The organism is [Enterobacter] lignolyticus SCF1 (genome assembly GCF_000164865.1).
GTDB classification, from domain to species: Bacteria; Pseudomonadota; Gammaproteobacteria; order Enterobacterales; family Enterobacteriaceae; genus Enterobacter_B; species Enterobacter_B lignolyticus.
Genome location: NC_014618.1, coordinates 1,939,179 through 1,959,295, shown reverse-complemented (window position 1 = coordinate 1,959,295; position 20,117 = coordinate 1,939,179). Strand labels below are relative to the sequence as shown.

21 protein-coding genes and 3 tRNA genes are annotated in these 20,117 nt (G+C 54.6%); 9 read left to right on the top strand and 15 right to left on the bottom strand.

Features of this window, described 5'->3' with window-relative positions; all coding sequences use genetic code 11:
* The first annotated feature begins 31 nt into the window (after positions 1-31).
* Positions 32-421, top strand: coding sequence for a helix-turn-helix domain-containing protein (locus ENTCL_RS09175; RefSeq protein ID WP_013365834.1), 390 nt, complete (start codon positions 32-34; stop codon positions 419-421).
* A 518-nt stretch (positions 422-939) separates the two neighbouring features.
* Here ENTCL_RS09175 and ENTCL_RS09165 read toward each other — a convergent pair.
* Complete coding sequence (locus tag ENTCL_RS09165) at positions 940-1,194, bottom strand: hypothetical protein (protein ID WP_013365833.1); 255 nt, start codon at positions 1,192-1,194, stop codon at positions 940-942.
* Positions 1,195-1,282: 88 nt separating this feature from the next.
* Between ENTCL_RS09165 and ENTCL_RS23890 the strand changes: the two genes are divergently transcribed.
* The 5 genes from ENTCL_RS23890 (at position 1,283) to ENTCL_RS09145 (ending at position 5,586) form a co-directional block, all read left to right on the top strand.
* Entirely contained in the window at positions 1,283-1,423 is a 141-nt protein-coding gene (locus tag ENTCL_RS23890; RefSeq protein WP_013365832.1) for a hypothetical protein, read from the top strand.
* Positions 1,424-1,589: 166 nt separating this feature from the next.
* Positions 1,590-1,922 (top strand): hypothetical protein, encoded by a 333-nt coding sequence (locus ENTCL_RS09160; protein WP_013365831.1) that lies wholly within the window; start codon positions 1,590-1,592, stop codon positions 1,920-1,922.
* A gap of 140 nt (positions 1,923-2,062) precedes the next feature.
* The gene (locus tag ENTCL_RS09155) at positions 2,063-4,279 is read left to right on the top strand and encodes a 3'-5' exonuclease (RefSeq protein WP_013365830.1); all 2,217 of its coding nucleotides are present in this window, start codon (positions 2,063-2,065) and stop codon (positions 4,277-4,279) included.
* Between the two features lie 67 nt (positions 4,280-4,346).
* Positions 4,347-4,568: a DUF4224 domain-containing protein gene (locus ENTCL_RS09150; protein ID WP_013365829.1), complete on the top strand. Its 222-nt coding sequence runs from the start codon at positions 4,347-4,349 to the stop codon at positions 4,566-4,568.
* Between the two features lies 1 nt (position 4,569).
* Positions 4,570-5,586, top strand: a complete 1,017-nt coding sequence (locus ENTCL_RS09145) for a tyrosine-type recombinase/integrase (RefSeq protein WP_013365828.1) — start codon at positions 4,570-4,572, stop codon at positions 5,584-5,586.
* A 130-nt stretch (positions 5,587-5,716) separates the two neighbouring features.
* Here the strand turns inward: ENTCL_RS09145 and ENTCL_RS09140 are convergent.
* The 6 genes from ENTCL_RS09140 to uvrY form a co-directional block, all read right to left on the bottom strand.
* Positions 5,717-5,803: transfer RNA gene (locus ENTCL_RS09140), tRNA-Leu, on the bottom strand.
* A 12-nt stretch (positions 5,804-5,815) separates the two neighbouring features.
* Positions 5,816-5,889 (bottom strand) — tRNA-Cys (locus ENTCL_RS09135).
* Positions 5,890-5,927: 38 nt separating this feature from the next.
* Positions 5,928-6,003, bottom strand: a tRNA-Gly gene (locus ENTCL_RS09130).
* A gap of 151 nt (positions 6,004-6,154) precedes the next feature.
* Positions 6,155-6,703 (bottom strand): CDP-diacylglycerol--glycerol-3-phosphate 3-phosphatidyltransferase, encoded by a 549-nt coding sequence (gene pgsA / locus ENTCL_RS09125; protein WP_013365827.1) that lies wholly within the window; start codon positions 6,701-6,703, stop codon positions 6,155-6,157.
* 56 nt (positions 6,704-6,759) lie between these two features.
* On the bottom strand, positions 6,760-8,592 hold the full coding sequence (gene uvrC, locus ENTCL_RS09120) for an excinuclease ABC subunit UvrC (RefSeq protein WP_013365826.1): 1,833 nt from the start codon (positions 8,590-8,592) through the stop codon (positions 6,760-6,762).
* Positions 8,589-9,245: a UvrY/SirA/GacA family response regulator transcription factor gene (gene uvrY / locus ENTCL_RS09115; RefSeq protein ID WP_013365825.1), complete on the bottom strand. Its 657-nt coding sequence runs from the start codon at positions 9,243-9,245 to the stop codon at positions 8,589-8,591. The genes uvrC and uvrY overlap by 4 nt, the downstream gene beginning before the upstream one ends.
* A 453-nt stretch (positions 9,246-9,698) precedes the next feature.
* On the opposite strand from uvrY, the gene ENTCL_RS09110 reads away from it, so the two are divergent.
* On the top strand, positions 9,699-9,923 hold the full coding sequence (locus ENTCL_RS09110) for a DUF2594 family protein (protein ID WP_013365824.1): 225 nt from the start codon (positions 9,699-9,701) through the stop codon (positions 9,921-9,923).
* A gap of 59 nt (positions 9,924-9,982) precedes the next feature.
* Here the strand turns inward: ENTCL_RS09110 and sdiA are convergent, their stop codons facing one another.
* On the bottom strand, positions 9,983-10,705 hold the full coding sequence (gene sdiA / locus ENTCL_RS09105) for a quorum-sensing transcriptional regulator SdiA (protein WP_013365823.1): 723 nt from the start codon (positions 10,703-10,705) through the stop codon (positions 9,983-9,985).
* A 148-nt stretch (positions 10,706-10,853) separates the two neighbouring features.
* Between sdiA and ENTCL_RS09100 the strand changes: the two genes are divergently transcribed.
* Positions 10,854-12,218, top strand: coding sequence for a CoA transferase (locus tag ENTCL_RS09100; protein WP_013365822.1), 1,365 nt, complete (start codon positions 10,854-10,856; stop codon positions 12,216-12,218).
* Here the strand turns inward: ENTCL_RS09100 and tcyN are convergent.
* From tcyN to ENTCL_RS09065, 7 genes are all read right to left on the bottom strand, one after another.
* A complete protein-coding gene (tcyN, locus tag ENTCL_RS09095; RefSeq protein ID WP_013365821.1) occupies positions 12,208-12,960 on the bottom strand; it encodes an L-cystine ABC transporter ATP-binding protein TcyN in 753 nt (250 codons plus the stop codon). The genes ENTCL_RS09100 and tcyN overlap by 11 nt on opposite strands.
* Positions 12,957-13,625, bottom strand: a complete 669-nt coding sequence (gene tcyL / locus ENTCL_RS09090) for a cystine ABC transporter permease (protein ID WP_013365820.1) — start codon at positions 13,623-13,625, stop codon at positions 12,957-12,959. Before tcyL ends, tcyN begins: the two co-directional genes overlap by 4 nt.
* A gap of 14 nt (positions 13,626-13,639) precedes the next feature.
* Entirely contained in the window at positions 13,640-14,626 is a 987-nt protein-coding gene (gene dcyD, locus ENTCL_RS09085) for a D-cysteine desulfhydrase (RefSeq protein WP_013365819.1), read from the bottom strand.
* 92 nt (positions 14,627-14,718) lie between these two features.
* Positions 14,719-15,519, bottom strand: a complete 801-nt coding sequence (tcyJ, locus tag ENTCL_RS09080) for a cystine ABC transporter substrate-binding protein (protein WP_013365818.1) — start codon at positions 15,517-15,519, stop codon at positions 14,719-14,721.
* 87 nt (positions 15,520-15,606) lie between these two features.
* Complete coding sequence (gene fliZ / locus ENTCL_RS09075) at positions 15,607-16,158, bottom strand: flagella biosynthesis regulatory protein FliZ (protein WP_013365817.1); 552 nt, start codon at positions 16,156-16,158, stop codon at positions 15,607-15,609.
* 51 nt (positions 16,159-16,209) lie between these two features.
* Positions 16,210-16,941: an RNA polymerase sigma factor FliA gene (locus ENTCL_RS09070; RefSeq protein ID WP_013365816.1), complete on the bottom strand. Its 732-nt coding sequence runs from the start codon at positions 16,939-16,941 to the stop codon at positions 16,210-16,212.
* Positions 16,942-17,105: 164 nt separating this feature from the next.
* Positions 17,106-18,437, bottom strand: coding sequence for a flagellin N-terminal helical domain-containing protein (locus ENTCL_RS09065; RefSeq protein WP_013365815.1), 1,332 nt, complete (start codon positions 18,435-18,437; stop codon positions 17,106-17,108).
* A gap of 268 nt (positions 18,438-18,705) precedes the next feature.
* On the opposite strand from ENTCL_RS09065, the gene fliD reads away from it, so the two are divergent.
* Positions 18,706-20,112: a flagellar filament capping protein FliD gene (gene fliD / locus ENTCL_RS09060; RefSeq protein ID WP_013365814.1), complete on the top strand. Its 1,407-nt coding sequence runs from the start codon at positions 18,706-18,708 to the stop codon at positions 20,110-20,112.
* The last annotated feature ends 5 nt before the right edge of the window (positions 20,113-20,117 follow it).

Here is a 20,117-nt window from a genome sequence, read left to right as displayed (position 1 = left end):
GATTTGCCACAATACGTGGTATTATTTGGGTATGAAAACAATGGCGGAAATCATCGGCGAGAGACTCAAAGCTCTTCGCGAAAGCAAGAACCTAAGCCAAGCGCAGCTGTCAAAACTGTGCGGATGGGCCACAGCTTCACGGGTGGGGAACTATGAGTTAGGTGTCAGGAATATAGGGGTAGACGATGCAGTTGTTCTGGCCCGCATTCTAGACACGAGTCCCAGTTTCTTGCTGTTTGGTGATGAAGTTAGTCAAGGCAATGAGCTCCCTGAAAAACAAAGACGCATGCTCAAGCTTTTCACACAGCTTCCTGAGTCCGAGCAGGATCGAATGATCGATCTTTTTGAAGTACGTCTCAAAGAAATTGATGAATATGTAGAGAAATATTTGAGGGGCCGATTTAAACCAGCTTCAGAATAAATACAAAAACAAACCAGCTCGAAGCTGGTTTTTTTACACCCCAAGCAGACACAAATTGTGTATTGACATGCAACCACAATTCGTGACTATAATAATCCCACATTAACGTCATCAAGGCAGGACGCCCACGAAGTAGCTGCCGGCGGCATACGAAACACCGGATGAGATGACTAAGAGCGTGCTTTGCGGTGAGCCAGTTTCAGCTCTCACCCTGAATTGCGAGTTATAGGGGATGGGCGCGACGACCAACGCGTTACTGACTCACCAGCAAAGCACGCACTGTTAAGCACGCAGCAGGTTTTACCGTTCCGCCAGCCTGGCGTTAAGGGCAACGAGGTGAAAATACGTGGAAACGAAAACGCAGGAGTTGCTGGACAAAATCAGTCGGATGGAGCAAGCCGCTGAACGCGGCATTGAGATGGCTCACGCTCATGATTCGCTAATCCATCCAGATAAAATAATCTCGGTCCAGCAGTGCGAATGGACCCTGAAGGATTGTGCAATGTTTCGTAAGTGGGTTAACGAGTTCCTCGGATCATGAAAATTGATTGTTGTTCAGACATGCCATAAGCCTGAACAAAAACCTCAATCTCTTCATCCGATGTCTCGTTAAAAAAAGTCTCGCCGCCAAGACTGTGGAGATCGCCAGATATGACGTGTTCCTTCTCGACGTTATATCCACCGAGAAGCTCTGCAACTGTGAACTCTCCGACAGGATCACGGATAACGATATAACCGATGCGGTGCTCATGATGAACAACGACTCCGCGCATATAAGTCTCCTTCTTGGTTGTGTGAGAACTCCAAGATACCACCGAGGCTGAAGTGGTGAAAAGACAGACATAAAAAAGGAGAAAAATGATGGTTGATTTAGCTCGCAGACCAGTGCACTGCCAGGCCGTCCGCCTGCCCATCTTCTGGTCTATCGTTCGCCGCATCTGCTACGTGCTGGCACAGAAAGGAAATCCGGCTGCCGACCAACAGCCTGCAGTTCGTTCTTAATCGAGTTTTGACCAATGGCTGTTGCCAGCCTGATGCTCAGTGCACGGGGCATCGTGATGGTAATACCGCCATCGCAACCAGAGAGAGGAAGACGACCCCGATCTGGTTAAGTTGGAAAAATGTTCTTTTAGCCCGTCTGGTGGCGGGCTCTTTTTCCGGAGGCGACATGTCAGCAGATGACCTTGATCTCAGATTCAGCACTGCACCAGCAGAACAGCTGATTGGTGTTTTGCCCGTTCTCGAAGTGAAAGAGGCGTTACGGGAAGAAGTTGAAGACGATGTGACGACCGAACTATGGCAGGAACATCAGTTCGAAATGGACGCCGTCGAAGAACAGGCGGAGGAAGAAAGACGTCGCGCCAGTAAGCATGAAGATGCGGCCGATGATTTCGCAACAGCAATCATGCAGGCGGCGAAGCTGTTACCCGACTGCGAAGCCAAAACCATTCTTAACGAGGCGATAGAGGATAACCCGGGATACGGGCGTAACCCCCTATAACGCAAAAACCCGCGCAAGGCGGGTTAGTACGCCGGTCAGCCGACCAAAGCTTTCCGGAATCGAGTTTTGACCAATGACCACTACCGAGGCGGCAATCATCAGCTGCCGGGTATCTTACAACCTCAAGGAGCCCGAACGCAATGAACAACTATGCGTATCTCATCAAAGCCAGAGCCAAAGCAACCGAGGCCAAAAGCCTGTTTTGCTGGTTCTCCTCTAAATCAGATTCTCGCGCCGACCGCGAAATTCTCAACATTCTGGAAGACAACGGAATTGAGACCGGCCGTGGCGCCGACCACCAGCTGCCGATCCGGACAAACTGGTTTATCGTTGACGATATGCCGGAAGAAGGCGTGCTTGATGACACCTGGTGCGACCGCTACGAGCTGGACGGCGACAGCAATAACTGGAAGAAGATTGTCAGCGATGAGCCACCAGCAGCGCCAGCAGCGCCAGCAGCGCCAGCAGCGCCAGCAGCGCCAGCAGCGCCAGCAGCGCCAGCAGCGCCAGCAGCGCCAGCAGCGCCAGCAGCGCCAGCAGCGCCAGCAGCGCCAGCAGCGCCGGACACTACCCCTACCCCAGCGGCTGTGCAACCTATCCCGGAGCCATTCGACCCGGACCTGGTTGTCGAAGAGGGCGACACCGACCGTACTGAATACGCTGTCGCTGAAATGACTTTCAGCAGACGCCTGCTCGCGGAGTTTATCTCCACTTCTACAGCTCACCACATCCGGCACGCACAGCGCGTCCAGATCATCGAGCTCTCTCTGGACACCGACAACCACTATGTCCAGAACCTGTTGCTGGCGGCCAGCAACGTCAAGGAGCTGGATACCCTCAGTAACGCGCTGCTGTGGAAATATACCGATGCAGTAAAAACGGTATTCGCCCCTGCCCTGCATCATGAGCTGTCGCGCGTCATTCAGTTCTCGAAGCTCTGGTTGACAACGGACCATATTGACCGCGGGATCCTAGTCCGGGAATGGGCAAAAGGAAACCGTATTACTTCCGTGCAGCGAGCAGACAGCGGCGTGAATGCGGGCGGCGGCAATGCCACAGACCGTAACCCCGAGATGGTTCACACGCTGGGTACTCTGGACGTAGAGATTGCGCTGGCCACTTTGCCAATGGATTTCAACATCTATGATATCCCGGGGGGTGTGTACCGCAGGGCAAAAGAAATCATGGAAGCCAAAGAAAGCCCATTCAAAGAGTGGTCCGCTGCTCTGCGCAAGTGCGCCGGCATCCTCGATTATTCACGCGCGGCAGTTTTCGCGCTGATCCGCGGCGCCACGGAGAATGTGCATCACTTCCCCGTCAGCCTGCAAACGTATATCAACGCAAACCTGACGGAAACCGACCACGAGCACCCAACCGAAGAAATGCTGGCAGCAGCCCGACATACTCCTGAAGAAAGCTGGGAAAAAGAGATTAACGATAAAGTTGCTGCTGGACACGCAAAGGACGTCAAACAGCCCGAGGTCGCCAACATGGGCAACGGCGTGTTCTCCATCGATGGTCTGATGGGTAACCAAACGGAACAACCGCTCTCAATCGTGGACCAGGCGCGCCAACATGCCGCTGAAGAAAAACTAAATCCAGCAAACAGCCAGGAGACCACCAGCAATGTGCCGATGGAAGAGACTGTCAGCGTCGAAAACAAAGCTCCGGCAGCGGTACCAGAAAGCCAGACAGCAGATTTGCCAGTTGAAAGCGATGCTACGGCTGTTGAGCAAACAACTGCCCTGAATACTGATTCCGGTCATCATAATGACGATGCCGTTGAATGCCCGGATTTCCATCACCTGATGCTTGATGTCGAGACAATGGGCTCGAACCCTGACGCCCCCATCGTTTCCATCGGCGCCGTGTTCTTTAACCCGGACACTGGTGTCTGTGGTCCGGAGTTCTACAAAGTCATCAGCCTCGAATCGGCGATGGCCTCCGGCGGTATCCCGGACGCCAGCACGATTATCTGGTGGCTGAAACAGTCCTCCGAAGCGCGCGCGGCAATCGTCGTGGACGACGCCATTCCCCTGGACGACGCCCTGCTCCAGTTTAACGAGTTTATCAGCGAGAACGCCGCCGGCAGCGCCGGGTCCGTCCAGGTCTGGGGGAATGGTGCGACATTCGACAACGTACTGATGCGGCGTTCCTACGAACGCAACGGGATAGTCTGCTCGTGGAAATTCTTCAACGACCGCGATGTGAGAACCATCGTCGAGCTGGGTAAAGCCGTCGGCATCAATCCGCGCTATTCCATTCCGTTTGAGGGAGACAAACACAACGCGCTGGCCGACGCCCGCCACCAGGCAAAGTACGTATCGGCAATCTGGCAGCGCCTGACCGCAAACTGATTATCAAAAATCAATCCATGCCAGTTATTGCGCATATCGTAATAGCTGGCTATCAGGAGCGATAGCTATGAGTGACAACATTTTAAGCCCAGCCGATTTGGTTGCGCTGACGAAATATAAGCAACCAAAGAAGCAGTGTGCATGGCTTGCCTCGGCGGGAATATGGTTTGAGCGAGGGCGTGACGGACATCCTTCTACGACCTGGCATCATGTAAATAATCCGCTTACGCTACGTTTTGCGAAGCAAATTGACCCAGCACTGTCCGAACCTAATTTTGATGCGATGTGATATGGCCGGTAAACGTAAAAATCCAGAAGACAGAATTTTCCCACCACGAGTTTATCGGGGAAAATCTAAATTTGAGTACCACCCCGCCGGGGGTGGCTCCATCTCATTATGTCCTCTGGATTCTCCGGTATCTCTCGTATGGGCGAAGTATGAAGAAGCCAAAATGAAAAAGGAGCAGTCGGCAAACCTTCAGTCGCTCGCTTTAGAGTTTTTCGAATCAGCTGACTTCAACAAATTAAGCCAGGACACCAGGAAGGACTATACAAAATATTCTAACAAGCTGATGCCTGTATTCGGGAAGATGGCTCCTGATCTCGTGAAACCGCAGCATATAAGGCAGTACATGGACAAACGCGGCGTCGCAAGTCAGACGCAGGCCAACCGTGAGAAAGCATTTCTGTCCAGGCTGTACAGCTGGGCTTACGAACGTGGGAAGGTCAAAGCTAACCCATGCAAAGGCGTGCGTCAGTTTAAAGAGGTAGAGCGCGATCGGTACACCACTGATGAAGAGTATGATGCTCTGTACAGCGTTAGCCCTGTGGTGGTACAGGTGGCAATGGAGATCGCATATCTCTGCCTCGCCCGGCAAAAAGACGTTCTCACGCTAAAAAAATCTGAATTGCTGGAGCCCGGGATTTTCATCGAGCAGCACAAAACAGGCAAAAAGCAGATTAAGGCATGGTCGGATCGGCTGCGCGCGGCGATCGCTCTGGCGAAGGAGCTGCAGCTTAAAGCCGGAATGTCATCGATTTACGTGCTGCATAAAGCTGATGGGCAAAAATATACGAGGGATGGTTTTAACAGTCGCTGGGAGGCAGCAAGAGAGGAAGCGCGGAAGAAGTTCCCACACCTTAGCTTCGATTTTACTTTTCACGATCTGAAGGCAAAAGGCGTATCCGATCTGGAGGGAACGCTGCAGGAGAAACAGCAGATTTCCGGACACAAGACCATTACGCAAACCGCGCGCTATGATAGAAAAGTTAAGATCGTTCCTGTCGTCGGCGGTCAGGGGAAGTGAAAAACTTTCCCGGCATGGCGAAAATAATGTTAGGAAAGATGTTAGGAAAATGGATTTCAGGCACAAAAAAACCACCCGAAGGTGGTTTCACGACACTGCTTATTGCTTTGATTATTCTGCTTTTTCCCACTGGTACCCGGAGCGGGACTTGAACCCGCACAGCGCGAACGCCGAGGGATTTTAAATCCCTTGTGTCTACCGATTCCACCATCCGGGCTCGGGAAGAAAGTGGAGGCGCGTTCCGGAGTCGAACCGGACTAGACGGATTTGCAATCCGCTACATAACCGCTTTGCTAACGCGCCAATTTGTTGCCGCACCCGCAGCTGCCGATGCTTTAAACTGGAGCGGGAAACGAGACTCGAACTCGCGACCCCGACCTTGGCAAGGTCGTGCTCTACCAACTGAGCTATTCCCGCATTATCAGGTGATTTGTTTAATCACTTGATTTTATTACCGTCTGGCAATCTGTGCTGCCGTTCGATGCGTTGCATTCTACTTACCTGGCGCACTGAGTCAACGATATTTTTCGCAACCCAGGATCGTTTGCTGAAATTTGCGGCGAAACGATCACTGATCAAGCAAATCGCCGCGCGCCGCGTTGAGATACTGGATCATCGACCACAGCGTCAGCACCGCCGCCACGAAGAACAGGCCGATTCCCGCCCACTCTACCCAGGCGTTTGGACGCCACAGCATCCACACCAGCGCCGTCATCTGCGCGGTGGTTTTGACTTTGCCAATCCAGGAAACCGCCACGCTGCTGCGCTTGCCGAGCTCCGCCATCCATTCGCGCAGCGCGGAAATAATAATTTCACGGGCGATCATGGTGGCCGCCGGCAGCGTTACCCACCAGCTGTGGTAGTGTTCCGCCACCAGCACCATGGCAATCGCTACCATGACTTTATCCGCAACCGGGTCGAGGAACGCGCCAAAGCGGGTGCTCTGGTTCCAGCGGCGCGCCAGATAGCCGTCAAACCAGTCGGTGACCGCGGCAATGAAGAAAATCAGCGCGCAGAGGAACGGCGCCCAGCTGAACGGCAGATAGAACGCCAGCACAAAAAACGGGATCAGGATGACGCGAAAGATGGTAAGCAACGTAGGGATATTAAATTGCATGGCGACGGTAACTGTCTGTTGTCAGTGAATATTAGCCCTATGTTGCTACAGAGCCCCTAATGTTTCAACGAGTAGAAGATCTTTTCTGCCAGACCGTGGGAGATGCCTGGCACTTTTGCGATCTCCTCGACACTCGCTTTCTGCAAACCCTGCAACCCGCCCATATATTTCAGCAGCATCTGGCGGCGTTTCGGCCCGACGCCTTCAATGGTTTCCAGGGTGCTGGTGCTTTTAACCTTGGCCCGTTTTTTACGGTGCCCGCTAATCGCGTGATCGTGCGATTCATCGCGGATATGCTGGATAACATGCAGCGCCGGGGAATCCGGCGGCAGGCTAAAGCCCTCGCCCTCCGGCTCCAGAAACAGCGTCTCCAGCCCCGCCTTACGGTCGCTGCCTTTTGCAACTCCCAGCAGCAGCGGGTGATGCTTATCCCAGGACACGTCAAGCTCGGCAAAAACCTGCTTCGCCTGCCCCAGTTGCCCTTTCCCGCCGTCAATCAAAATGACGTCAGGGATTTTACTCTCTTCAATCGCTTTGCCATAGCGACGACGCAGCACCTGATTCATAGCCGCATAGTCATCGCCGGGCGTAATGCCGGTGATATTGTAGCGCCGATACTCCGCGCGCAGCGGACCGTTGCTGTCGAATACCACGCACGACGCCACGGTCTGCTCGCCCATGGTATGGCTGATGTCGAAACACTCCATGCGCTTAACGTCCGGCATCTTCAGGATCGTCGCCAGCGCCTTCAGCCGCTGGCTGATGGTGGACTGCTGCGACAGCTTCGTCACCAGCGCGGTGGCGGCATTCGTACGGGCAAGCTTCAGATAGCGCGCGCGGTCGCCGCGCGGTTTAGTCTGCACGTTAATCCGTCGTCCCGCCAGCGCCGACAGCGACTCGGCCAGCAGCGTCTTATCGCCAAGATTAAAATCAAGCAGGATTTCTCCCGGCAACGTGCGCGCCTGGCTGCCCTGCAGATAAAACTGTCCGACAAAGGTTTCCACCACTTCGCCAAGCTCAGTGCCGCCCGGCACTTTCGGGAAGTAGCTGCGGCTGCCCAGCACCTTGCCCTGGCGAATAAACAGCACATGAACGCAGGCCATACCGGCATCAAAGGCTACGCCGATCACATCCAGATCGTCGCCCGCATTTGAGACGAACTGCTTCTCGGTGACCCGGCGCACCGCCTGAATCTGGTCACGCAGGCGCGCCGCCTCCTCAAAGGCCAGCGCCTGGCTTGCCTTTTCCATCTTCGCCACCAGCTGATTAACCACCTGCTCATCTTTCCCGGCCAGGAACAGCCGCACGTATTCAACCTGCTGCGCATACTCCTCTTCGCTGACCAGACCAGCGACGCAGGGGCCCAGGCAGCGGCCTATCTGATACTGCAGACAGGGACGAGAGCGGTTACGGTAAACGCTGTTTTCACACTGGCGGACGGGAAAAATTTTCTGCAGCAGCGCCAGCGTCTCCCGCACGGCGTAACCGTTGGGAAAAGGGCCGAAGTATTCGCCTTTCGCATGCTTCGCCCCACGGTGCATCGCCAGCCGGGGGTGCGTATCGCCGCTGAGGAAAATAAAAGGATAGGATTTATCGTCGCGCAGCAGCACGTTATAGCGCGGCTGGTAAAGCTTGATGTAGTTATGTTCGAGCAGCAACGCTTCCGTCTCGGTGTGCGTAACGGTCACGTCGATTTGCGCAATCTGAGCGACCAGCGCTTCGGTTTTGCGCGACGCCAGATTGCTGCGAAAATAGCTTGAAAGGCGTTTCTTCAGGTCTTTGGCTTTACCGACATAAATAACCGTACCGCCGGCGTCATACATACGGTAGACGCCAGGCTGGCTGGTCACGGTTTTTAAAAACGCCTTTGAATCAAAAACATCACTCACTGACTTGCTAACGACTCCGCATTACACAGACCATGACGAATGGCCAGGTGCGTCAGCTCGACATCGCCATGAATGTTTAATTTGCTAAACATTCGATAGCGGTAGCTGTTCACCGTTTTCGGACTGAGATTCAGCTGTTCAGAGATCTCGTTGACCTTCTGGCCTTTGGTGATCATCAGCATAATCTGCAATTCGCGTTCAGACAAACTGGCAAACGGTGATTCTGTTTTTTCCGGCTCAATCTGGCTTAGCGCCATCTGCTGAGCGATATCAGAGGCGATGTAGCGCTGCCCGGCGAATACGGAGCGGATAGCATTCACCACCTCCTGAGGTGCGGCGCCTTTGCTCAGGTAACCGGCCGCACCGGCCTGCATCACCTTCGCGGGTAGCGGGTTCTCCGTGTGCACGGTCAGCATGATGACTTTGGTGTCGGTGGCGGAACGCGCAATCTTCCGCGTGGCCTCAAGGCCACCGATACCCGGCATATTCATGTCCATCAGCACGACGTCCGCCGCGTTGGCGCGACACCATTTCACCGCGTCTTCGCCGCAGCAGACCTCACCGGCAACTTTAATACCCTTTATATCTTCGAGAATGCGTCGTATCCCTGCGCGCACCAGTTCGTGGTCATCAACAAGAAGGACGTTGATCAAAGGAATAATCTCCAGAATAGGGATAACGCTACTGACTCTAAATTCCCACCATATTAACGGGTTTTATCGTCACTTTAAAAGGCAAAAGATGTTGAGGTTAAGATTTTGTTCATATTTTTGGAAATCAGAATGTACATCAACTGGAAACTACGGCGAAGCAGGCGGATACCGCAGCCCCTATTTGATGAGTTGATCGACAAAAACTTAGCAAAAGCATGAAAAATTGCGCAGATGATAAATACGAAATCCAATGTGTAACAATAATTAACTGAGTAAAAACCTCTTTTATACAAATTGACTTTTGCCCCATCGCCGGGCGATATATTAATCGCCAGCCGGTCAGGATCCGCGAACAAAAATCAGGCACTCCATTTTTTCCCTCAGCCTGTGGTATACTGCGCGACCTTTACTATAGCTACCGCGCGTTTGCGCAAAAATCAAACGAGGAAATAGATGAGTACACCTGATTTCTCCACTGCTGAAAATAATCAACAGCTCTCCCAGGAAGTCTCCTGCCTGAAAGCAATGCTGACGCTGATGCTGCAGGCAATGGGGCAGGCAGATGCCGGTCGCGTGATTATTAAAATGGAAAAACAAATCTCGCAGATGGACGATGAAGCTCAGGCGGCCGTATTTTCCAGCACCGTTCAGCAAATTAAACAAGCCTATCGCCAGTGATTCGCTGCCGGCTGCGCCATGCAGCCGGTTTTCCCCCGGACGCAAAGCGCTGCGTCTCCTCAGATAAGCCCCGTCGCTACCGCATAGCAGGCTATCTGCGTCTTGTTAGGCGCATTAAATTTCTTCTGCATATTCTTCTGATGGAAATTCACCGTATTCTCAGAAATAGATAAAATGATTGAAATTTCTGCCGATGTCTTTCCTTCCGCGGTCCACTTCAGGATTTCCAGCTCCCGCTTGCTGAACTTCATCTCCGGAGTCAGTATCGCCGAGTCGTCAAGGCGCAGCAGCGCGGTCGTGCTGAATTCAGCCAGCATCTGCAGGCGCATTTGCGTTTCGTCCTCCGCCAGCGGGTCTTTTTGTATCCCCTCGCGCGAGACGGACAAGAAGCCCAGCGCGCGGTTTGGCAGTATCAGACACTGCGTAACGCCTTTGCGCAAACCATGGTCGCGAGCGGCATCCCAGAACTCCTGCGCATCCTGAAATAAACGATCGGTCCAGGGCAAATAACCGTGTCGATAATTCTCCGGCTTAAGCACTGGGTCGATAGTGAAATAGTTTTCGGCCTGATATTGCGCAATCCATGCCCGGGGATAGGTCGTTTGCAATGCAATTTTAGGGCGCGTAAACGGCACCGGATGCCGGACACACAATGCATACCAGTCATATTCCAGCATTTCAGTTTGCTGTTGCAAAATGGAATATATCTCTTCGCTTGACGAGGCTAACTGAAATTTTTGCAGCACATCCCGCCGCCAGCTGAAAAAGTCGATGTCCCTCATATCTGACGAGAAAACCCCTGATTGATAATCATTATTATGAATACAAGCAAACTAACACATAAATCTTATTTATATGTATAAAATATCATGGTAAGAGAAAATAGTCTGAAATCCCGACGCGCCGCCGACGTTCGCAGAGGAGAATAAAATGCGCGAATATGCACAAAGCACGAGATGTTATTCAACGCTCTGGCAGGCGTTTGATTCCTCCCCGCCACCGGACGTTCGCTTTCTTTCCTCTGGCGCCCTGCCGTCATGCTATGCCGTCAGCGACTTCGCCGCCGCCTCTATGGCGGTGGTGGGCGCCTGGCTTGCCCGCGTGTGCCAAACCCGCGCCGTACCAGGTATAGACCGTCGGCTGGCCTCCTTCTGGTTTCAGGGCAGCGTGACGCCGCTCAATCGCTCTGCGCCTGTGCTGTGGGACCCGTTAACCGGGGATTATCAGACCGCAGATGGCTGGATAAGGCTCCATACCAACGCCGCGCATCACCGGCAGGCCATGGCGTCCGTACTGGGTAAACATGCGGATAAAGCCGCACTTGCTCCAGCGGTGCGGCAATGGCGCGCCGACGCGCTGGAGCAGGCGATCGTCGATGCCGGGGGATGCGCGGCGGCCATGCGCAGCGCAATGCAGTGGCAACAACACCCGCAGGGCTCGTCGGTGATACAGGAACCGCTGCTCCATGAGCAGTATACCGCGCCGGGACAACCGGCCAGCCGCCCTCTCGCGCCTGCGCGCCCGCTGCTGGGCGTCCGGATACTCGATTTAACGCGAATCATTGCCGGCCCGGTCGCGACCCGAATGCTGGCAGGGCTGGGCGCCGACGTCTTGCGTATTGACCCGCCGGACTGGGCGGAACCCGCTCTGGAGGAAGAGATCACGCCCGGCAAGCGCTGCGCGCGGCTGAACTTCCGCCAGGAGATTGACCGGCAGGCCCTGTGTGAAATTATCCGCAAAGCGGATGTCATCGTGCACGGCTACCGTGCCGATGCGCTGGAGGCGCTGGGGCTGGACGCCGCGGCGCGTCAGCGCCTCTCGCCGGGGATAATTGACGTCTCGCTGAACGCCTGGGGATGGAGCGGCCCGTGGCGCAACCGCCGCGGTTTTGACAGTCTGGTACAGATGGCCTGCGGTATTGCCGCCGCCGGACAGCAATGGCGGCAGTCAGAACGCCCGTTTCCCCTGCCGGTACAGGCGCTGGATCATGCGACCGGCTATCTGATGGCGGCAGCGGTACTGAAAGGTCTGCATGTCCGCCAGACGACGGGCCAGGGTTATCAGGCGCGTTTTTCTCTTGCCCGGACGGCGCATGAGCTGATGCGCTGGCCGGCTGCCGGGCAGCATGAATTCGCGCCACGAAATAAGCGCGATGAGCGTCCGGCCCTGGAATGGTCTGCCTTTGGCCTGGCGCAACGCCTGCGGTTCCCGCTACGGCTGCCGGGAACGCCGGTGCTGTGGTCGCGACCGCCGGTGCCGTTAGGCACCGACGAACCGCGCTGGCTTACTGCATGAGGAATTTTTCGAGGAACTGACGGGTGCGGGGCTGCTGCGGATTGGCGAACAGCGCTTTCGCCTCCCCTTGTTCGACGATACGGCCCTGATCCATAAAAATAGCGCGGTCTGCCACGTCGCGGGCAAAGCTCATTTCATGGGTCACAATGACCATGGTGCGCTTTTCCTGCGCCAGCTGACGGATGGTATTGAGCACCTCGCCCACCAGCTCGGGATCCAGCGCCGAGGTAGGCTCATCAAACAGGATAACATCGGGGCGCATCGCCAGCGCGCGGGCAATCGCCACGCGCTGCTGCTGGCCGCCGGACAGCCGCCGGGGGTAGCTCCCCTCCTTCCCGGTCAGCCCCACCTTCGCCAGCAGCTCGCGCGCCCGCGTCGTCGCTTCGGCTTTATTTTCGCCTTTAACGATAACCGGCCCTTCGATGATGTTCTCCAGCACCGTGCGGTGCGGGAACAGGTTGAAGTTCTGGAACACGAAGCCGACGTGCTGGCGCAAACGGCGGATCAGCCCCTTTTGCTGGCTGAGCGGTTTCGCCGTGTCGATGGTAATTTCGCCGACGCGAATGGTGCCGCTGTCCGGCTGCTCCAGCAGGTTGATACTGCGCAGCAGCGTCGTCTTCCCGGAGCCGCTTGGCCCGATGATCGCCACCACTTCCCCCTCTTTCACCTCAAGATCGATACCGTGCAGCACCGTCTGCCCGTGAAAGATTTTTACCAGGTTTTTAACGTCAATGGCGCTCATTTCGGCTCCCTCTCCTGGCGGTTAAGCTGGTTTTCAAAATAGTTCTGCAGCGCGGACAGCACCGTCGCCATCACCCAGTAAATCAGCGATGCCGCCAGGTACATGGTGAACACCTCCAGGGTGCGCGAGGTGATAAGCTGCGCCTGACGGAACAGCTCGGGCACCTGGATGGTAGCCGCCAGCGACGTATCCTTCACCAGGCTGATAAAGCTGTTAGACAGCGGCGGGAGCGCAACGCGCGCCGCCTGCGGCAGAATCGCGCGACGCAGCGTCTGCCACGGCGTCATACCGATACTGGCCGCCGCCTCCCACTGCCCCTTATCGATAGACGAGATCGCCGCACGCAGGGTTTCAGAGGTATACGCCGCCGTGTTCAGCGACAGGCCGATCATTGCCGCCGGAATCGGGTCCAGCTCAATACCAAACTGCGGCAGGCCGTAGTAAATCATAAACAGCTGTGCAATCAGGGGCGTACCGCGAAAAATCGAGATATAAAAGCGCGCCAGCCAGCGCACCGGCAGAACTGGCGACATACGCATCAGCGCCAGCAGAAAGCCCAACAGCAGGCCAAAGAACATCCCGCCAACGCTGAGCTGCAGCGTAAATACCGCGCCTTTAAGCAGGTAAGGCGCGGATTCCAACATCAGGTGAATACTTTCGTGCATTATCGTGATTCTTATCAGACGTGAGGATGATAGGCGAACAGCGCTGGCGCCCCGCCGGTATGAACGAACAGGACAGGCCCCTCATCCTTAAAGCGCTTCTGGCTGATGCCGTCGATAAGGCCGGCCATCGCCTTTCCGGTGTATACCGGATCGAGCAGGATGCCCTCAAGACGCGCCAGCAGCTTCACCGCCTCCATGCCCTCTTCATTCGGCGTGCCGTAGCCCGGGGCAAAATAGTCATCCCACAGGACGATGTCCGCTTTTGCCTGTAGCCCAAGGCTTTCCGCGACCGCCTGCTGCAGCGTGACCACTTTCGGCTTTTGTTCTGCGACCTTACGCGACACCGTCACGCCGATAAGCTCGACGTCCGGCATCAGCTGCTCCAGCCCTACCGCCAGCCCCGCATGCGTCCCCGCGCTGCCGGAAGCCACCACGACGGACGAGAGCGCTACCGCCCCTTCGCACTGCTGGGCAATTTCCAGCGCGCTTTCCACATAGCCCAGCGCGCCGAGCGCGTTGGAGCCGCCGACCGGGATCGCGTACGGGCGAAAACCCTGCGCTTCAAGGCGGGTCGCCAGTTCTTCCAGCTGACGGTTCGGATCGCTCAACGCGTCGCACATTTCCACCTGGGCATTCAGCAGGTCGAGCAGCAGGCGATTGCCGTTGCTGAGATAGTTTTCCGCCCGGGTGCCTATGGGGTTTTCCAGTAACGCGACGCAGTGCAGCCCCAGCTTTGCCGCCACCGCCGCCGTCTGGCGCACGTGGTTGGACTGGATAGCGCCCGCGGTGATCAGCGTATCGGCGCCTTCGCGCAGCGCGTCCGCGGCCAGGAACTCCAGTTTGCGCAGCTTATTGCCGCCCATCGCCATCGGCGTGACGTCGTCACGTTTGATAAAAATATCGCGGCCAAGATGGTCGGACAGGCGCGGCAGGTACTCCAGCGGCGTCGGGGCGCCAATAAATTCAAGACGAGGAAAGCGGGTGAGATTTTGCAGTGACATAGCACCTCCTGATTTTCTTTTTATTATGCACGCAGTTGCCAATGAAAAATAAAAAAAGGCGCTGTAATAGCGCCTTTTTTAAGCAACTGAGCTTAGTGCGTCACATCAGCGCCGAACCATTTTTCAGACAGCGCCTTCAGGCTGCCGTCTTTTTGCATTTCAGCAATCGCATTGTCGACCGCTTTCAGCAGATCGTCGTTGCCCTTGCGCAGCGCAACGCCGGACTCCTGGCGAGAGAACGCTTCGCCGGTTACCGCCAGCGTGTCGTTGGTTTTCTTCACCAGATCCAGCGCGGCCAGGCGGTCAACCAGAATGGCGTCGATACGGCCAACGCGCAGATCCTGGTACTTCGTCGGGTCATCATCATAGGTGCGAATATCAACGCCCTGCACGTTTTTGCGCAGCCACTCTTCATAGTTGGTGCCGAGGCCAACACCGACTTTTTTACCTTTCAGGTCGGCCGCCGTTTTAATGGTGCCTTCATTGCCCTTTTTCACCAGCGCCTGAATGCCGGAAACGGTGTACGGCGTAGAGAAATCATATTTCTTTTTACGCTCGTCGGAGATGGTTACCTGGTTAATCACTACGTCGATACGTTTGGAGTCCAGCGAGGCCAGCATACCGTCCCATTTCGTCGGCTTCAGATCCGCCTTCACGCCGAGATGTTTCGCCAGCTCATTGGCAAACTCCACCTCAAAACCGGTGAGCTTGCCGTCATCGCCCTGGAAGCTAAACGGTGGGTAGGTCCCTTCCAGGCCCACGCGCAGTGAACCGCGCTCTTTCACCTGATTTAACAGATTTTCCGCTGCAAATGTTTTTGCGCTGACGCCCGCCATTAACGCAACGGCCATCACCCCCATCAGCGCCTGACGGCCCAGAAGTGCTAGTTTCATAGTTACCCCGAATATTTGAAATTTCTTTGTAGTGTAAGGTGGTTAACCGGAACGGTAAAACACCGGTGAGCTACATCTTATTCCAATTTAATATATATCAGAGGTTGCCGCATACGCGAACTTCTGCTCGCCACAAACCAGGTGTAAACGCTGAAATTGCGCATATTTGCGTAGCGCAATGCGGTAGTTATTGGTGCTGGTCGACGGCAGCCATGGGGCCAGCGCTTCATCAAGCTCGCCATCGTTGAGCACATCGCGGTCAATTCCGGACTCGGAAAGGTGGTTGCCGAGGCGACGCAGGCGCACAACATACTCGCGCACCGTTCCCGGACTCATATCGGTTTGTTCGAAGAGATACTGCTTGAAGCCGATGATATCGAAGAAGTCGCTCTGCTCCTTGCAGTGCAGATCGCCGCAGAAACGACAAAGCGCCACCCACTCCTTACGCTCCTGCTGCCAGGCGGCATCATCAATCAGCGTATCAAGGCGCGAGATAGCAATCTTATTTACGATTTCACCGCGGCGAACCAGCGTGATGCGGTCGAGCAGCTTATGGCAGTGAGCGCAATGCGTCTGGCTGTGTTTAAAGTCTTTAAGGTAGCGGCTTAGAGGCCGTCTTTTTACGTGCTGCACCGTCATGATAACTCCTGGTTGTCAATGCATGTGCGGCATCTACCCAGGAGAGAACAACTATTCGCCCGCCTGGTACCTACCCAGTTTTGTTCGCAAACGCTTAATGGCCTGGCTGTGCAACTGGCTGACCCTCGACTCTCCCACGTCCAGTACGGCGCCAATCTCTTTAAGATTGAGCTCCTCCTGGTAGTAAAGCGTCAGAACCAGCTGCTCGCGCTCCGGTAAGGCTTCAATCGCCTCAATCACGCGCTGGCGCAAATTGCTCTCCATCAGCTGATGGAGCGGATTTTCCTGCTGATTCTCCTCAGTCACCAGCTCGATACTGTCGCCGTGCTCTTCCCGCCATTCGTCATAGGAGAAAAGCTGGCTGTTATTGGTATCCAGCAGCATCTGACGATACTCTTCAACAGCAATACCGAGCCGCTGCGCCACTTCGGTTTCCGTCGCGTTGCGCCCCAGCTCTTGTTCCAGTTGCCCCATCGCCTGCGCCACTTCGCGGGCATTACGCCGAACGCTGCGCGGCACCCAGTCGCGGCTGCGCAATTCGTCCAGCATAGCCCCACGTATGCGTTGTACTGCGTAGGTGGTAAACGCCGTTCCTTGCAGAGCATCGTAGCGTTCAACAGCATTCAATAACCCGATGCCGCCCGCCTGAAGCAGATCGTCCAGTTCCACGCTCGCCGGCAACCGCACCTGAAGGCGCAATGCTTCATGGCGTACCAGAGGTACGTAACGCTGCCACAGCGAGTGTTTATCCATTACACCTTCAGCGGTATACAGTGAATTCACGATAAACAGCCCTGCATTAAATGAGTTATCGGCATGATTATCCGTTTCTACAGGGGTTTTAATCGGCGGAATAGTGGCTAAAAGGAGGGGTTATTTACACAGTTAAGTGAAATTCGGGGGCAAAAAAAACCCCGCCGAAGCGGGGTTTGTGATACAGGTCAGGATTAGCCCTGCAGCAGAGACAGAACCTGCTGAGGAACCTGGTTTGCTTTGGACAGCACGGAGTTACCGGCCTGCTGAACGATCTGCGCTTTAGACATGTTGGACACTTCGGTCGCATAGTCGGCGTCCTGAATACGGGACTGCGCTTCAGACAGGTTGGTGGTGGTGTTGTTCAGGTTGGTGACAGCAGAACCCAGACGGTTCTGCACCGCACCCAGAGAAGAACGGAATTTATCTACAGACGCGATAGCTTTGTCCAGCAGAGCCAGCGGGTTGTTGCTAGAAGTACCTGCAAACTCAGCAGTCGCAGTAGTGATAGCACCACCAACACTAAGCTGAATACCAGTAGTGGCAGCACCGTTAGTCGGTGTTGCTGAGTCCTTGCTGTTAACCAGGTCAGCTGCAGCCACGCTAAAATTCTTGCCCTGTACAGTTACGTAACCAGTTGCTGCTCCAGTAGTTGGATCAGTACCTACTTTGATATACTGACCAGTAATTGTTGCGCCGTCAGTAGCGATACCATTTGCCGCATCACCATACTTAACATCAGTAGTATTAAGTTCAACTTTACCAGCATCACCTGCAGTTACGCTGCTATCACCAACAGATACTGAATAATAATCATTACCTGACTGAACAACATATTTGTCAGTACCAGTGATGTTGTGCAGAGACAAAGTGCTCGCATCAACCTTCAGGTTTTTGGCAACATCACTCAGATCGACATTTACCATCTGACCTTTATTTGCGCCGGTTCCGTTATCTACCACCTGATTAATGCTGTCGCCAACAGACAGAGATTGTTTAGAAACGGAGAAACCATTCAGACCCAGAGTAGAAGAGTCAATTTTCTGCAGGTCGATGTTGATGGTCTGGCCATCGTTCGCGCCAACCTGGATAGACATTGTGCCGTTTTTCGCCAGCACGTTCACGCCGTTGAACTGAGTCTGGCCGGATACGCGGTCAATTTCAGACAGACGGGATTTGATTTCGTCCTGGATAGAAGACAGGTCAGAGTCGGAGTTGGTGCCAGTCTGAGACTGAACGGTCAGCTCACGGATACGCTGCAGGTTGTTGTTGATTTCAGACAGCGCGCCTTCAGTGGTCTGCGCCAGAGAGATACCGTCGTTGGCGTTACGCGCAGCCTGGGTCAGGCCTTTGATGTTAGAGGTGAAGCGGTTAGCAATCGCCTGACCTGCGGCGTCATCTTTTGCGCTGTTGATACGCAGACCAGAAGACAGACGCTCAATGGAAGTCGAAAGAGCAGACTGGTTTTTGTTGATATTGTTCTGAGTGATCAGCGAAAGGCTGTTGGTATTAATGACTTGTGCCATGATTACGTTTCCTGTGTTTCAAGTCTGTGATTACGATTTGGGCTTCCACCCGTCGGCTCAATCGCCGTCAGTGTGGTTATCGTCGTCACCAGAGCAACCTTTAGAATTTTTTGCGTAATCACCCAAATATTTTTTTAGTCGCAGAAATACTCTTTTCTCCTGCCTTTATTCCCGCCATTAAAAAAACAAAATTAAACGTAAACTTTACGACATTCAGGCCGATAACCCCGGTATTCGTTCTACGTGTCGATACATTTAAGGAATAAATATGGCAAGTATTTCTACACTCGGGGTTGGTTCGGGCCTGGATTTAAATACCGTCCTGAGCAATCTGGAAACCGCAGAGAAAGCGCAGCTGACGCCTATCTCCAACCAGCAGTCTTCCTATACCGCAAAGCTGAGTGGATACGGCACGTTAAAGAATGCGCTGACCGCGTTCCAGACCGCCAACACCACGCTAAACAGCGCCGACCTGTTCACAGCCACGGCCACAACCAGTTCTACTAACGCGTTTAGCGCCACCACCACCGGCAGCGCTATTCCGGGTAAATACACAATTGCCGTTTCACAGCTGGCGCAGGCGCAGACCCTGACCACCACACAAACGCAAAGCGATACCAAAACGGCGATCGCCAGCGGCGATAGCGTGATTACTATTCAGCAGGGCGGCGGCAAAGACCCGGTCAAAATCAACCTCAGCGCAGCTAATTCTTCGCTGGCAGGCATTCGTGACGCCATCAACAACGCCAAAGCGGGCGTGAGCGCCAGTATCATCAACGTCGGCAACGGCCAGTATCGTCTGTCTCTCACCGCCAACAACACCGGCGCCGATAACGCCATGAGTATCAGCGTCAGCGGCGATAGCGCGCTGCAGAGCTTTATGGGCTATGACAAAACCGCCGCCACCAACGGTATGACTGAGAGCGTTACGGCGCAAAACGCCAAACTGACGGTCAACAATATCCCGATTGAAAACGACAGCAACACCATCAGCGACGCGCTGGAAAACATCACGCTGAACCTCAACGACGTCACCACTGGCAACCAGACGCTGAACATTACCAAAGATACGTCGAAGGCCGAGAAAGCGATCAACGACTGGGTCACCGCCTATAACTCGTTGCAGGACACCTTTGCCTCGCTGACCAAATACACCGCGGTCGATCCGGGCTCAGATTCTCAGGATTCCAGCAACGGCGCACTTCTCGGCGACTCGACGCTGCGCACCATTCAGACGCAGCTCAAAAGCATGCTCAGCAACTCGCTCAGCACCTCGTCGTTCAAAACGCTGGCCCAGATTGGCGTAACGACGGATCCGGGCACCGGCAAGCTCAACGTCGATAGCAAAAAACTCGAGGCTGCGCTGCAAAAAGACCCGGACGGCGTCGGACAGATGCTCGTCGGCGACGGTAAAAAAACCGGGATGACCACGACGATCGCCACCAACCTGACCAGTTGGTTGTCTAAAACCGGCATTATCCAGTCCGCAACGGACGGTGTCAGCAAGACGCTGAATAACCTGACGCAGCAGTATAACGATGCCAGTACGCGTATCGATAATATGATGGCGAGCTATAAAGCCCAGTTCACGCAGCTGGACGTATTGATGAACTCGCTGAACTCCACCAGCAGCTATCTGACTCAGCAGTTCACAACGTCCAGCAGCAAAAGTTAATTACG